Raw genomic sequence first — 13,500 nt, forward strand, 5'->3', positions numbered from 1 at the left:
TATTTATTTTGAAACTTTCTTCATGCGATTTTGTAAATCCGTTCCTGTTCTGAAAATCAGGTGGATTGGCGTGTTATCCAGAGGGAATGCACCACGAAGGCCATTCTTTAGATAACGACGGTAGTTTTCAGGGATCCCCTTAGACTTATTCGTATAGAATAGGAATGTTGGTGGATCGGCCTTAATTTGAGATGCGTACTTAACACGGAATCTCTTACCACGTGAACCCTTAAGAATAATTGGGTGTCTCTCAATTAGTTCGAATACGAAGCGGTTTAGAGCACCTGTTGCAATTGACTGTCTTCTAATAAAGATTGTCTTAGCAAGGATTTTCTTAAGACGCTTAAGCCCTCTCTTATGTTTTGCAGAGATAGGAATGATATCGCAGTAGTTTAGCCAAGGCATCTTATCGCGAATATTTAAAAGCCACTCTTTACGAGCTTCTTGATCCTTAAAAGTGTCTCCCATCAGATCAACTTTATTAAGACATACAATAACTGAAGCACCCTTTTCAATAGCGATATCAAGAAGACGCTTGTCTTGGTGAGAAACACCTTTAACCGCATCGATCATATAGATACACACATCACTATCTGCAATACTTCTTAGAGAGCGGTATACTGATTGAGATTCAACAAAGTCATCAATCTTCTTCTGCTTTCTAATACCAGCAGTGTCGACGATGTGGATTGAGCGCCAGTGGCTGCCTTCTGCTTCTGCTTCTGCTTCGAGTAGCGCTTCGGCTTCGCCTTCACTTGACTCTTCTTCAGAGTTAGCATCAGTGTTTTCATCACCGAAAACTTGAGCTTCCATACGAGTAGCAGATGTTTCATCTAACTCTTCGTCTTGTTCAAGTATTACATCTTCAAGGCCCTCGAGTTCATACTCATCTAATTCAGTCTCAATCTCTTCTTCTAGATCATAAGATGAAATTAGCTCGTTATAGAGATCAGGGTTATTCTTTTTAAAATCTTCGTACTGTGTACGTAGAAGATTATCATTTTTGAAGAAGGCCTTTGCCTCATCAAGCTTCTTAGCATCATCTCCAAGGAAAAGATCAAAGTAGCCATCAATTGGGTCAACTGTTGTTCCAGCAATATCAGAAACAAGGGCACGCTCACTTCCTAGAAGCTGATTTAAAAGAGTTGATTTACCAGCATTAGGTGCTCCAATAAGAGCAAGCTTTGCCACAACATTTTCACGTGGAGTAACTCCTCTTTGTAAAGCTGAGATATTCATTACATCATTTGATTCTGAAAATGCCATCATCTCACGGTGGATATTTTCACGAAGGTTTTCCATTCCTAGGCCATGGGCCGCAGAAGTAACAAACATTTCGTCATTATTTACACCAAGCTCATAGAATGCATACTCATCACCGTCTTGAGCACTAGAGTCAAATTTATTTACGATAAGCCACATCTTCTTCTTTTGTTTTCTAATGAAGTTAGCAATTGTCTTATCAAATGGCAGTACACCTTCTCTTACATCAACAACAAAGAGAACAAGGTCAGACTCTTCAATTGCCTGATGAGCGTGATCCGTCATGATATTAAAGAATTTATTTGCATTAATCTCTTGCTCGTTCTTTCCTTTCTCATCAACTTGAGTTGGATAGAATCCACCTGTATCAACAAGAATTGCATCTAATGGGCGATCCTCGTCTGCATCACTGAAAGTAGTAATTCCATAGTGACGATCACGAGTAACACCTGGCATATCATGTGTAATGGCCTTAAATTGTTTCTTCATTAATCGGTTGAATACGGAACTCTTTCCAACATTCGGTCTTCCAATTAATGAAATGATCATTGATCGTTTTTGCATATTAAAGTCCTATTTTTTTTATAAATTTAAATTATCTTTTTTTCCAAACACGTGCAGAGTTTGTTGCTCTAGGAAGACCAAGCTCTTCTAGAACAAAATTATTCTTAAACCATTTAGGAGAAACCTTTACGTGTAGATTTAAGTGAACTGTTCCATCAGTCATGGCAGCAATTTTCTTACGAGCACGCATACCAATTTCTTTAATCATTGTTCCTTTTGATCCAACAACGATTGCACGTTGAGACGGGCGGTTTACAAGGATTGATGCCGAAATGTGAGCAGCAAATGCACCTGTCTTATCTTTAAAATCTTTGTACTCATCAATAACAACGGCCATTTCATATGGAAGCTCATCTTTTAATAATTCAAAAGCTTGCTCACGGATATACTCTGTTGCAAAGAATCGTTGAGACTTATTAGAGATTGCACCATCTAAGTAGTAGTGAGAACCTGGCTTCGCTTCGTCACATAGAGCAGCCGTTAGTAAGTGAACATTATCTCCCGCCTTAGTTGAGATACAGAAAAATTTCTCAATTGATGGAATAACTTCTTTAGCTTGTTCAAATACTTTATCAAGAGGAAGCGCCTCTGCGTTTTCAACACGATCTGACTTCGTGAAAACTAGCCAAGTTTTTGATAGCTCTTTGCCACCAATATATTCTTTAAAATCCTTGATTTGCCCAAGGATATCTTTTGTTAGATCAATAAGAAGAAGGTTTACATCAACACCATCAACACCTTCAACTGCTTGTTGATTAATTCTTTTATTTAGTTCCTGACTTGCCTTGTGTAGACCTGGAGTGTCTACTAATACAACTTCAGTATGATCAACTGTAAATACTGCGTGAAACTTATTACGAGTTGTTTGTGGCTTGCTCGTTACAATTGAAAGGTCCATACCAAGTAAGTAGTTTACAAGTGAACTCTTTCCTACGTTTGGAGCTCCAACGATAGCGGCCATAAGTGATTTGTTGTCTGGGTGTTGATTTTCTAATAACATAACTTCTCCGTAAAATTAAAGTCGATCTAATAAATTATTTTTTAAGCATTTCTTTGCAATTTCTTTTGTTCCATTTTTTTTACTATGAGACATTAGCTCACAGATATATTGCTCATTTACATAGAGCTCAATTTTAAATTCTTGTCCAATCTTTGTGGCACGATATTCAGGGAGACTTTTAAAACGGGCCAGTGTTTCCTCTTGTAGTTTTGTCTTTGGATCGAAGTCTATTAGCTTCTTTTCGCAAAAGAACTTCTCCCCAACTTCCTTCTCATACATGGCCAACACTGTATTTAAATACTCGTCAGCACGGTCAACACCTTGATCAATCGCAATTGCTCCAAGAAGAGATTCGAATAGGTCACAAAGAATCCCACTATTAACTTCTTCCTCTAACTCTCCCTTTCCAACGATTAGGAAAGAAGATAGGCCTAAGAAATTAGATAGGCCGCTAAGGCTCTCTTCATTAACAAGAGCACTACGAAGCTTTGAAAGTTGACCTTCATTCATCTCATCAAAATTTAAAAAGAGATTCTTTGTTACAAATGCACCAAGAACAGAGTCACCGTAAAACTCTAGCCTCTCATAGCTTTTTACTTTTACCTTGGCCTCATGAGCATATGAGCTATGTGTAAAGGCACGCATAAGAAGTGCGTTATCTTTAAAATTTAAATTGAAAGTAGCTAAAAGCTTCTCTTCAATATTTGAATATTTAAGGAATGTATCAATTAAGAATTTGTGATTTTGCTCTATTATACCACTAGCAGTTGTGTCACCTGATTGCTTAAAATTTGCAATCGTGTGCACATAAAATGCATGGGCAAATGGATTACTCTTCCCTTTCGGGCCGAGTGAGGTCGTCTCGAGCATAAATCACCTAATATTGAATTGTTAAGGCCATTTATAATGCTTTATGCCACCATTTGCAAGCTTAAGCTTCTTCTTGTGAAATAATAACAGGTTCGTTAATATATTCAGTAATATACGTAGTTTAAGGATGGATATGGAAATCGCAACTGCCAATAAAAATAAATTAGAAAAATGGCAAAAGGCCTTCTTCAAGAAGATTGAGGCCAAAGGCCGAAGCCTAAATACAATTAAAAATTATCGAACAGACCTGGCCTGTTTTAATCAATATGTTACTGAGAGTGCAAAACAAACAAGTATTGAACACTACTCAATCCCAGAGATTCTAGAGTATGGAAAATATCTTGAGGCCAAGTATAGCTCTGATAACTCACGCCGCCGCCGTGTTCAGGCCTTAAGAATTTTCTTCGATCACTTGGTAGAAGAAGGTGTTTTTAATGCCAACCCTGTTCGAAAAATCCCAACCTCACCAAAGTTTTTGGACATTCCAAGGCCTGCAACTTTCTCTCATATCAAGAGTTTGTGGCATACACTCTTAAATGATCAACGTACGGCCAAGAACGATCTTGAAAAACTTAAGGCCAAGCGAAATGGAATTATTTTTAGTGCCATCTATCTTGGCGGACTTAAAGTAAGTGAGCTTTCAAAAATTAAAGTCTCTAGCTTCTCTTTTAGAGATGAGATTAAAGCCGTTATCACGCATGAAAAGCGTGACCCCTATACGGTTACCTTTCCTGCTATTTTTGGACGACTATTCTATGAATATATCGAGTTACTTGAAAAAGTAAAAAAAGAGCAAGGTCACAATTTTCCTCATCTTCTCTTTAATGCCAATGCCCATAAGATTCTTTCAGGTGGACTCTCGGCCCGTGGAATGGAGTTATTATTTGAAGAGTGGCGAAGTCAGCTAATGATTCAAATTACACCAAAGTCTCTACGTCAGTCTTGTATCTTCACTTGGCTTCATAATGGAGTTAATGAGACGACAATGAAGGAATGGCTAGGAGTCTCTCCTGCATACTCTCTAAAACCATATAAAGAACATATGGATAAGCATTTCTACAATGATCAATTTATTGAACTTGCCATGAATGAAGACAAGCTCATTTAAGATTAGTAAGAATTCTTAATTGGAACAGGTCTGTCATATACAGGCAGGCCCGCATCCTTATCAAGGTGCCAGCGATCAGTATAGAGTTCATCTTTCTCAATTCGATAGAAGTCAAGGTCTTGATCAAGCTTATCTAACTTATAAATAAGTTCAGCTTGTAGGCGAACCTGATCGTTCTTTTTAGAAAGAAGAAGGTTCAATGCCTCATCTTTTTTTCTTTGAAGTTCTAGAATTTGTTTGTCGTAATCGGCTGCCACTTCAACTTGTTTTTGTGAAAAGCCCCATACAAATTTATTCACGTCATTTAACTGAAATGTAAAATCTCTCTTTTTTGCAAGCAGTGATAAACGGTAGCGAGAGGCCTCTTTAATTCTGGCCGCTAGCATCTTGCTATCAAAGACAAGAATCGTTCCTCTTCTTAATGTTGAGTTTTCACCCCAACAGTCCTCAAGATCCTTAGCATAAATAGTTATGTACTTGTCTTCACTGGCGCGAACATGGCCCTTACAACGATCATTATCCATATTTCTTGCGACATTGAAGAAGACAACATCAGATGGCTTAAGAAACTTCACATTGCGTGACTCAACCTGAATTTTAAAAACTGTTGAAGAAGGATCTTTATCGGTAACACGACCAGAAAACTTTGAATAGTCGATACTTGGATCATAGAAAGTATCAAAGCCATGATCATTAATATAATTTTCATAGGCATTATAATCTTTCTTAATATTCTTATTGCGAACATCATCCTTCTTGATGATAAAACCATCAGCATTGGCATGCACCTGGCCTTGGGCCATAATCAATGAAAATACTAGAAGTATTAATCTCATATGTTCATTATAGCGCAAAACGTCTTTACTAAAAGAGGTAGAAAACTTGTCCATTACCCCTGCCCATGTTAAATTTCTTTAGTAAATTTTTATATTTCCCTTAGGAGCAAAGAATGCAATTTTTTATCGATACAGGTGATATCAACGAAATCAAAGAAGCAGCGAAATGGGGCATCATTGATGGTGTGACAACAAACCCATCAATCATTGCTAAAACAGGTCGCTCACAAGTTGAAGTTATCAAGGATATTTGTGAAATCATCGATGGGCCAATCTCTGCAGAAGTTATTGCAACTGACAAAGATGGTATGATTAAAGAAGGAAGTGAACTTGCAAAAATTCACAGCAATATCGTTATTAAGCTTCCATTAACAGAAGACGGAATCGCTGCATGTAAGTGGTTTAGCGAAAACGGAATCAAAACAAATGTAACTCTATGTTTCAGCTCTAATCAAGCTCTATTAGCAGCTAAGAATGGTGCGACTTACATCTCTCCATTCATTGGAAGATTAGATGATATTGGTGCAGACGGAATGACTCTAATCCAAGAAATTCGTCATATGTATGATATCTACGGCTTTGAAACAGAAGTTCTTGCAGCTTCAGTTCGTCACGCAGATCACGTGAAACACTGTTCAATGGTTGGTGCAGACGTTGCAACAATGCCATTTGGTGTAATTAAGTCACTTTTTGGTCACCCTCTAACAGAGAAGGGACTGGCACAATTTCTGGCCGATCACGCGAAGTCACAAAAGTAGTCAACATTTGTCACATCTAAAGAATAAATGTAAATAGTATTTATAATTACGGGGGCTTACGGCCCCCGTTCTTTATTTTTTCTAAATTTAATATTCCAAAGACCGATATCCATTAAAATAGTGCTTACCAGCACATATCCGAGCGTTTCGCTCTTTTATTGGTAAAGGTTTGGGATGAAATTTATTAAATCAACTTTTCTATTAGCGTGTTTTTGTGCAGCGGCTATCTCCTGCGTTGCAGAACCAGATAAGGGGCCTTCACTTAGCACACTCCCACTGCGCTGGAATTCTTCGGCCTTGCCTTTAACAGTCAAAGTCCACAATGACTTTAATATTATCAATGATCTTGATAACGGGTCTGATAACATGCCTCTTGCCGACGAAGATGACGGGGATTACCTAGAATACGACATGATGGAAGAGATGCAAAAGGCATGGAATGATGCCGATGATGCTAGAGACTACTTTGTCTTAGGCCATGGCCAAGCGGCTTCTCGCGATCCGGCCTCAGATCTTGATGATTATTATGATGGAGAAATCGGAATCTATATTACCCAAGATTGGTATGCGGATGTTGGCTTTGGGGTTCTTGCCATCACCTCTTATTTTGCAGAACATAAGGGCGATTACCTAAGAATGGTTCACGGTGATATTATTGTCAATTTACAAGACTATTGGTTCACTTTTGATAAGACCAATGACACTTCTTCTTTCTATGACATGCCCTCTGTCATTCTCCATGAGCTTGGCCACTTAATTGGGCTTAAGCATACCAATTCAAGATCAGTAGAGTCCATCATGTATCCACAATTAGGTGGTGGAGAAAAGAAGAGGTCCTTAAGTTTCTACGACTCAAAAACAATTCAAAACCTCTATGATAATGCAACAGCGATGACTGCTGGAGTTCGAACTGCTGCTCTTGGAAGTAGTGATGAGACAACTAAGTCAGAAGATCCTGTCGATAAGCCTAAACTTATCCATGGCTATATTGAACTGCGTACAGATGGAAATTGTCGCCACTACCAAAATGGTAAACTAATTGATACTCACAAGGCCTTTTAGTCTATAGTGCAAGGTTTGCTCTCTTAAAAATAACGGTAATTTATGGCCTAATATTAGTATGGCCAACGTTCTAGACCACACTGACGACACACAAAAAGCGTCTCTTCCCATTGATGAGGAAACCCTCAAGGATAACTCAAAGCTACTGCTTTGTCCGCAGTGTGATGAACTCTATTTGTTTGAACTTATTGCCCCAAGACAAAAGGCCGTTTGTAAGTGTTGTGGATATACTCTCTACCGTGGCGATAGCACACTTCGCATGGTAAAAGTTCTAACAATCTCCGGACTTTTATTATTCTACCCAGCATTTTTCTTACCTGTTTTAAAAATCCATATGGCCGGAAACAATTTAGAAACATCTACTTATCAATCAGTTTTTGCTTTTACGACGAGTGCTTATTGGCCAATTGCCATATCTGTTATACTCTTTGCTATTTTAATTCCCCTCTTTAGACTTCTCATTTATTTATCAATCGTATTCAAAAATAAGTTTATCAATCAAAATATCGGAAGGCCTCTTCTGAAGTACCTTGCGCCATCACATGAATGGTCTATGGTTGATGTCTACTTTATGGGTATTATTGTTACGGTTGCAAAAATGGTAGATCGCTCTGATGTTGAACTTACTATTGGAACTCTTAGCCTGATCTTGCTTATGGTTAATAACATTCTACTTCAATCAGTTACTCACTTTGATGAATTATGGAAGAAGCTTTATGAGAGGAATTGATCATCAAAAGGCACTGTGTCCTAAGTGCCAAAAAGTAAACTCAATTCTTACCTGTACGAGATGTGGTGCTAAGATTGAGCTTAGAAATTACGAAGGTATTTCTCGTTGTAAGGCCTATCTCATAGCTGCCATTGCCCTCTATATACCGGCAAATCTACTTCCGATAATGACGGTCCTAACGTTTAACAGAGGGACACCAAGAACAATTCTAGGTGGTGTTCTAAACCTAATCACATTAAAAATGTACCCTATTGCCATGATTGTCTTTGCGGCCAGTATAATTGTCCCAATATTTAAAATCATTTCACTTTGGTATATCATTGATAATATAAATACTTTAGATGAGAGAAAAAAGAAGAAGTTAACAAAGCTTTATCGAGTTGTTCATATCGTTGGAAAATGGTCTATGCTTGATATCTTTGTTATTGCCCTCCTTGTTATACTTGTTAATGTTGAATTCATTTCTCAAATAAAGGCAGAGCCTGCAGTGCTCTACTTTACAGCAGTCGTAATACTAACCATCCTGGCGTCAAATGAAGTGGACACAAGATTAATCTGGGATGATAAGGAAAGATATGAGTAACGGTAAACCTCAAGTTGTTAGCAAAAAAGGAATTAATCCAATTTGGTTTTTTCCCGTAGCTGCTGTATCAATTGGGATCTGGCTTTTATACACAAACTTAATGGCACGTGCCTCATATATTACAATCAATTTTAGAAATGCAGATGGAATTATTCCAGGCAAGACAACAATTATCTATAAGGGAACAGTTGTTGGCCGTGTAAAGGATACTGAGCTTAATAAAAATCTCACAAGCGTTGCTGTTCATGTAGAAATGAATCCTCGTATGCGTGATTACTTATCAAAAGATACAAAATTTTGGCTCGTAAGCCCAACTGTAAACCTATCAGGTATCTCAGGTCTAAGTACTATTATTAGTGGTAAGTTCATTAATATGCACCCAGCAAAAGGAAAATTTGTTAGGAATTTTGATGCTCTTAATGAAACTCCTCGCAGTCTTAGAAATGACGGGATTTATATCAAACTCAATGCTAACAAACTTGGCTCAATTTCAAATGGCTCCCCGATTTACTACAATAAGATTCAAGTCGGAGAAGTCACAAGTTACGACCTCGACATAGAAAGAGATGGAGTTGATATTACAGTTTTCATTGAAAGCCGTTATCAAAACCTGATTCATTCGACTTCAAGATTTTACAATGTCAGTGGAATGCAAATTGATGCTTCTCTTGCAGGAGTAAAAGTACGTACAGAATCACTGGCCTCATTAGTCAAAGGTGGTATCTCATTTGTAAACTTTGAAAATGACGACGAAACGATTCTCAAAGAAAATTTTGAAAAGAGCTATAAACTCTACTCTTCTTATGAGGAAACTATCCCTGGAAAGGAGATTGAAATCGAATTTCCTCTAGGCAGCGCAGTATCGAAAGTTAAAACTCCAATTAAATTTAGAAGTATTGTTATTGGATATGTAACTGGTTCAAAAATTGATCGCAATAAGTCGACCCTTACGGTACAGGCGACAATAAAGAAAGAGTTTGAGAATGTTGTAGTTAAGGGAGCAAAGTTTTGGGAAGTAAAGCCTAAGATTTCTCTTAGCGGTATTGAGTCAATCGATGCTCTTACAGGAAATTATATTGCTGTGGATATCAGTCGTTCGAGATATAATAAAGGCAAGCAAACAGATCGATTTAAGGCGCTAAGACAGGCCCCTCTAAAAGAAGTACACAATAAATTTGGACAAAGGCTTAGCCTTTATAGTGATCACAGAAACTCTCTTGCAAAGGGACAAGGCGTTTACTATCGTGGAATTCAAGTTGGTGTTATCACAGATGTTAGACTCAACACTCGTGCAAAGAATGTAATTGCTGAAATCTTTGTAAACTCACCTTATCACAGACTTCTAAAAGAAGAGACGAAGTTTTGGAATATTAGTGGTGTCGATGTAGAATTTGGACTTTTTTCAGGAGCAAAGATAAGCACTCAATCACTAGAGACTCTCCTTTCAGGAGGAGTTGAATTTGCAACGCCAGAGAGATTCTCACAGAGAAAAAAGAACTACTTTAAGATTCACAAGAAGGCCAATAGTGAATGGCTAGAATGGAAACCAATTATAGAATTATAAACATAAAAAAAGCCTCGCATCGCGAGGCCTTTTCATCTATATCGAATAAATTATTAAGCGACTTTCTTATCTTTTTCCACCTCAGGTGCGCCAAGATTATCAAGAACTTCTTGAGAGTAAATTAACTTCTTACGAAGTGCCTCACGAGAGATTCCCATCTCTTTTGCGGCCTTAGACTTGTTTCCAAAGTTTCTTTTAATCTCATTAAGAATCATTTCACGCTCAACAAGAGCAAGACGATCTTTTAGCGGAAGCGTGAAATCAGTGACGTGATCAATCTGTCCAAACTGCTTTTGTTTCATTGAAATATCAACTAGAGGAGATACTCCGTCGTTAATTTCAATATCAGAAATAATATGTGACTTTGGATGATAAAGCACAGCTCTTTCAATGCACTTCTTTAATTCATAAATATTTCCTGGCCAGTCATACTGTAGGATTTGTTCCATAACCTTCTTAGAAAAACTCTTAAGAAGTAAGCCTTGTCTCTTACACTCAACTTTCAAGAAGTACTCAACAAGCATTTCAATGTCATCTTCACGGCGTCTAAGTGGATCAATATTAATTTGTGCTTGTGATAAGAACTCAAAAAGATCACGGTGGAATAGGCCTTCATCAGTTAAGATTCCAAGATCCTTAATCGAAGTTGCCATAATACGACAATCGATACTTACAATACCACCAGGTGTACCTCTATTTGAAATAACTTCAAATAATCTCTCTTGCCATTCGTATGAGAGATTTTCAATATGATTAAGAACGACAGTTCCACCCTGTGTTTTCGAGAAAACACACTGATCTTCATCAGGGCCAAATAGCTGGGCCTCTAATTTATTTATATCTTGTAGTTTACAATTTACAGTATTAACTTCATGTAGTCCGCGCTTACCTTCAAAGTGAAGAACAGTTGCATAAAGATTCTTACCAACACCTTTCTCACCTGTAATAAGAACAGGGCCATCAAGGTCCTTAAGCTTAGAGATTGAACTTCTCATGGACTTAACACCAGCAGTGTTTCCAATGATTGCATACTGGCGATCATATGGAGCTGAGAAACGACGAATCTTTGAATTATTCGAAATTGGGTTAAAGCTATGGAATACTGATGAGAAAACAAGAGCTAAAACTTTCATTGTTTTTTCATCTTCAATTGTAAAACGGTTTTCATTTCGCTTATTAATAACCTCGATTACACCAATGATCTTATCTTCACGGTTATAAATTGGATAACAAATAATAGACTTTGTCGTGAATCCATTTTGCTCATCAAAGGCATTATTAAATCGAGACTCATCACTTTCAGTACAAATATTTAAAGCGACACCTGTTGTGAAAACAGAACCTGCAACACCTAAGCGATAATCAAATTTTAACCCCGTCTTATCAAGCCCTAAAGCGGCAATGGCCTCAAGCTCGTTAGTATCTGGGTTGATTAGAAAGATTGAAGAGCGTTGCGCATTCAAAATACGAATCACCTCTTCAAGCATTGTATCAAGAAATCCTTCTTTATCACCAAAGTGCGTAATATCCTTGAATAGAGAAAGTAAAAGAGAGAACATTTCAAATCCTTCATTTGGATCTGTATAGCGCTCTTTTAATGCTGATTGAATCAGGCAATCTTTTAGTCTTTCTGATGAGAAGCTCATGATATATGATTCAAGAAATTTATTAATTCCTTTTTCAACATCAAGCTCAACACCGTAGATAATCTCTTCATCTTCTAAAACATTTGAAAAGGCACGAACAACTCGCCCTGTTAGATCAAGATGTTTCTTTTTAAACTGTAGAGAAACCTCTAATTCTGTTCCAACAGAAATCCTCTCATGTGTCTTAAAACCAAAACCAGTGACAGAAATATCAACAAGTTTAGCGTCATCGATATACTCGAGATGCCCTACTTCATCTTCTTTCTGAACGAGAAAACGTAAGTTATCCGCTTCCTCGACTGGAATTCTAAATGATTGAAAGAACTTAAATTCTGAAAAACTGGCGAGCATGATAATCCCCTCATTAATGCTTTACGGTTATTAATCGGTAAAATTTGGTTAAAACTTTAGGGTGATGCCCAAAATTATTGGCTATAAATTCTATACGATGGGCCTCATTATGCCCTTATTGCTTGCCTGATGAGCTCACAAGCAATAAGATGTGATATTAAAATTAGTTGTAATATTGGATACTTGCACCATGCGGGGCAGGTTCTCACGCATTTAAAAATTGGATGAAATATGATTTTTGAAGGTTCAGAAAAGAAGGCCGAAATCATCGTTAAAGATGGCCTTAACTTACTAGAAATCCCTGATACTTTTTGGGCCCAGCTAGTTGAAAAAGCGAAAGCGACAATCCTTTCAAGTGTTAAAAATGACAAGTTGAAAGCATTTCTACTTTCGGAGTCCTCTCTCTTTGTTTGGGAAGACAGGATGCTTATTATCACTTGTGGCCAAACAACATTAATTCAGGCCATTGACTTCTTTACTAGTGAGTATGGAAAGGACTCGATTAAACAACTTATCTTTCAAAGAAAGAATGAGTACTTCTCTCATATGCAGCACTCAACTTTTATGGATGATATAAAACTTCTTGAAAATAAATTTAATGGAACAGCATTTCGTTTTGGAAATATTGATGATCATCACAACTATATTTATTTTCTTGACCAAGAATACACTCCATCTGCAGATGATCACACTTTCGAACTTCTAATGTATGAAATCTCTTGCGAAGCAAGAAAACTTCTTACAGATGAAAATGTAACAAAAGATCAAATTAGAAACTTATTAAAATTAGATGAAATCTTACCAGGTTTTGAGCTTGATGATTTTGTTTTCAATCCATACGGCTATTCTTTAAATGCCATCAAGGATGATAACTACTTCACTTGTCACATCACTCCACAAGAAGAGTGTCCATATATTAGTTTTGAAACTGATATCGACATGAAAGAAATTGCAGGAGCTCTTATTGATGCAATGGAACCAATCTCTTATGACTTCATTGAGTTTTGTCCAAATCAAGATGGAAATTGTGGACTCAATGTAAACCCTGGGGAATACAAGGCCAAGACTCAAGTTGAAAGCTATTTAAAATGCGGCTATATCATGTACTTTTCACACTTTTACAAATTACGTACAAACCGCTTAACACCATATAAATTACTTTAAA

Annotated in this window: 12 protein-coding genes; 7 read left to right on the top strand and 5 right to left on the bottom strand. The window is 37.3% G+C overall.

Annotated elements, in window-relative coordinates:
• Nucleotides 1-3: 3 nt before the first annotated feature.
• Genes ACRXC1_RS08690 through rnc form a run of 3 tightly spaced genes read right to left on the bottom strand, consistent with a single transcriptional unit; the run spans nucleotide 4 to nucleotide 3,697 of the window.
• Nucleotides 4-1,827: a ribosome biogenesis GTPase Der gene (locus ACRXC1_RS08690; RefSeq protein WP_433658096.1), complete on the bottom strand. Its 1,824-nt coding sequence runs from the start codon at nucleotides 1,825-1,827 to the stop codon at nucleotides 4-6.
• Nucleotides 1,828-1,858: 31 nt separating this feature from the next.
• The gene (gene era, locus ACRXC1_RS08695) at nucleotides 1,859-2,827 is read right to left on the bottom strand and encodes a GTPase Era (protein ID WP_392860410.1); all 969 of its coding nucleotides are present in this window, start codon (nucleotides 2,825-2,827) and stop codon (nucleotides 1,859-1,861) included.
• A gap of 15 nt (nucleotides 2,828-2,842) precedes the next feature.
• Entirely contained in the window at nucleotides 2,843-3,697 is an 855-nt protein-coding gene (gene rnc / locus ACRXC1_RS08700; RefSeq protein WP_433658099.1) for a ribonuclease III, read from the bottom strand.
• Between the two features lie 133 nt (nucleotides 3,698-3,830).
• Between rnc and ACRXC1_RS08705 the strand changes: the two genes are divergently transcribed.
• A complete protein-coding gene (locus ACRXC1_RS08705; RefSeq protein WP_392911836.1) occupies nucleotides 3,831-4,805 on the top strand; it encodes a tyrosine-type recombinase/integrase in 975 nt (324 codons plus the stop codon).
• Nucleotides 4,806-4,807: 2 nt separating this feature from the next.
• On the opposite strand, the gene ACRXC1_RS08710 is transcribed toward ACRXC1_RS08705, so the two are convergent.
• Nucleotides 4,808-5,641 carry a hypothetical protein gene (locus tag ACRXC1_RS08710; protein WP_433658101.1) on the bottom strand — a complete coding sequence of 278 codons (834 nt, stop codon included), beginning with the start codon at nucleotides 5,639-5,641 and terminating at the stop codon, nucleotides 4,808-4,810.
• A gap of 113 nt (nucleotides 5,642-5,754) precedes the next feature.
• Between ACRXC1_RS08710 and fsa the strand changes: the two genes are divergently transcribed.
• The 5 genes from fsa to ACRXC1_RS08735 all read left to right on the top strand — a co-directional run bounded on the left by fsa (nucleotide 5,755) and on the right by ACRXC1_RS08735 (nucleotide 10,338).
• Nucleotides 5,755-6,399, top strand: a complete 645-nt coding sequence (gene fsa / locus ACRXC1_RS08715) for a fructose-6-phosphate aldolase (RefSeq protein ID WP_021267224.1) — start codon at nucleotides 5,755-5,757, stop codon at nucleotides 6,397-6,399.
• 174 nt (nucleotides 6,400-6,573) lie between these two features.
• Nucleotides 6,574-7,461, top strand: a complete 888-nt coding sequence (locus ACRXC1_RS08720; protein WP_433658103.1) for a matrixin family metalloprotease — start codon at nucleotides 6,574-6,576, stop codon at nucleotides 7,459-7,461.
• 58 nt (nucleotides 7,462-7,519) lie between these two features.
• Entirely contained in the window at nucleotides 7,520-8,191 is a 672-nt protein-coding gene (locus ACRXC1_RS08725; RefSeq protein ID WP_433658105.1) for a paraquat-inducible protein A, read from the top strand.
• The gene (locus ACRXC1_RS08730; protein ID WP_392860401.1) at nucleotides 8,178-8,774 is read left to right on the top strand and encodes a paraquat-inducible protein A; all 597 of its coding nucleotides are present in this window, start codon (nucleotides 8,178-8,180) and stop codon (nucleotides 8,772-8,774) included. Before ACRXC1_RS08725 ends, ACRXC1_RS08730 begins: the two co-directional genes overlap by 14 nt.
• Nucleotides 8,767-10,338 (top strand): intermembrane transport protein PqiB, encoded by a 1,572-nt coding sequence (locus ACRXC1_RS08735; RefSeq protein WP_433658107.1) that lies wholly within the window; start codon nucleotides 8,767-8,769, stop codon nucleotides 10,336-10,338. The genes ACRXC1_RS08730 and ACRXC1_RS08735 overlap by 8 nt, the downstream gene beginning before the upstream one ends.
• Before the next feature lie 53 nt (nucleotides 10,339-10,391).
• Here ACRXC1_RS08735 and ACRXC1_RS08740 read toward each other — a convergent pair whose 3' ends face one another.
• On the bottom strand, nucleotides 10,392-12,335 hold the full coding sequence (locus tag ACRXC1_RS08740; protein WP_392911846.1) for a sigma 54-interacting transcriptional regulator: 1,944 nt from the start codon (nucleotides 12,333-12,335) through the stop codon (nucleotides 10,392-10,394).
• Between the two features lie 231 nt (nucleotides 12,336-12,566).
• On the opposite strand from ACRXC1_RS08740, the gene ACRXC1_RS08745 reads away from it, so the two are divergent.
• A complete protein-coding gene (locus tag ACRXC1_RS08745) occupies nucleotides 12,567-13,499 on the top strand; it encodes an adenosylmethionine decarboxylase (RefSeq protein ID WP_433658110.1) in 933 nt (310 codons plus the stop codon).
• The last annotated feature ends 1 nt before the right edge of the window (nucleotide 13,500 follow it).

The sequence above is a fragment of the Halobacteriovorax sp. GFR8 genome, assembly GCF_050955245.1.
Classification (GTDB): domain Bacteria; phylum Bdellovibrionota; class Bacteriovoracia; order Bacteriovoracales; family Bacteriovoracaceae; genus Halobacteriovorax_A.

Coding starts and splice junctions, on each gene's coding strand:
- ACRXC1_RS08735 (WP_433658107.1), top strand. CDS start 8,767: ATGAGTAACGGTAAACCTCAAGTTGTTAGCAAAAAAGGAATTAATCCA.
- ACRXC1_RS08720 (WP_433658103.1), top strand. CDS start 6,574: ATGAAATTTATTAAATCAACTTTTCTATTAGCGTGTTTTTGTGCAGCG.
- ACRXC1_RS08725 (WP_433658105.1), top strand. CDS start 7,520: ATGGCCAACGTTCTAGACCACACTGACGACACACAAAAAGCGTCTCTT.
- era (WP_392860410.1), bottom strand. CDS start 2,827: ATGTTATTAGAAAATCAACACCCAGACAACAAATCACTTATGGCCGCT.
- fsa (WP_021267224.1), top strand. CDS start 5,755: ATGCAATTTTTTATCGATACAGGTGATATCAACGAAATCAAAGAAGCA.
- ACRXC1_RS08705 (WP_392911836.1), top strand. CDS start 3,831: ATGGAAATCGCAACTGCCAATAAAAATAAATTAGAAAAATGGCAAAAG.
- ACRXC1_RS08745 (WP_433658110.1), top strand. CDS start 12,567: ATGATTTTTGAAGGTTCAGAAAAGAAGGCCGAAATCATCGTTAAAGAT.
- ACRXC1_RS08710 (WP_433658101.1), bottom strand. CDS start 5,641: ATGAGATTAATACTTCTAGTATTTTCATTGATTATGGCCCAAGGCCAG.
- ACRXC1_RS08690 (WP_433658096.1), bottom strand. CDS start 1,827: ATGCAAAAACGATCAATGATCATTTCATTAATTGGAAGACCGAATGTT.
- ACRXC1_RS08730 (WP_392860401.1), top strand. CDS start 8,178: ATGAGAGGAATTGATCATCAAAAGGCACTGTGTCCTAAGTGCCAAAAA.
- rnc (WP_433658099.1), bottom strand. CDS start 3,697: ATGCTCGAGACGACCTCACTCGGCCCGAAAGGGAAGAGTAATCCATTT.
- ACRXC1_RS08740 (WP_392911846.1), bottom strand. CDS start 12,335: ATGCTCGCCAGTTTTTCAGAATTTAAGTTCTTTCAATCATTTAGAATT.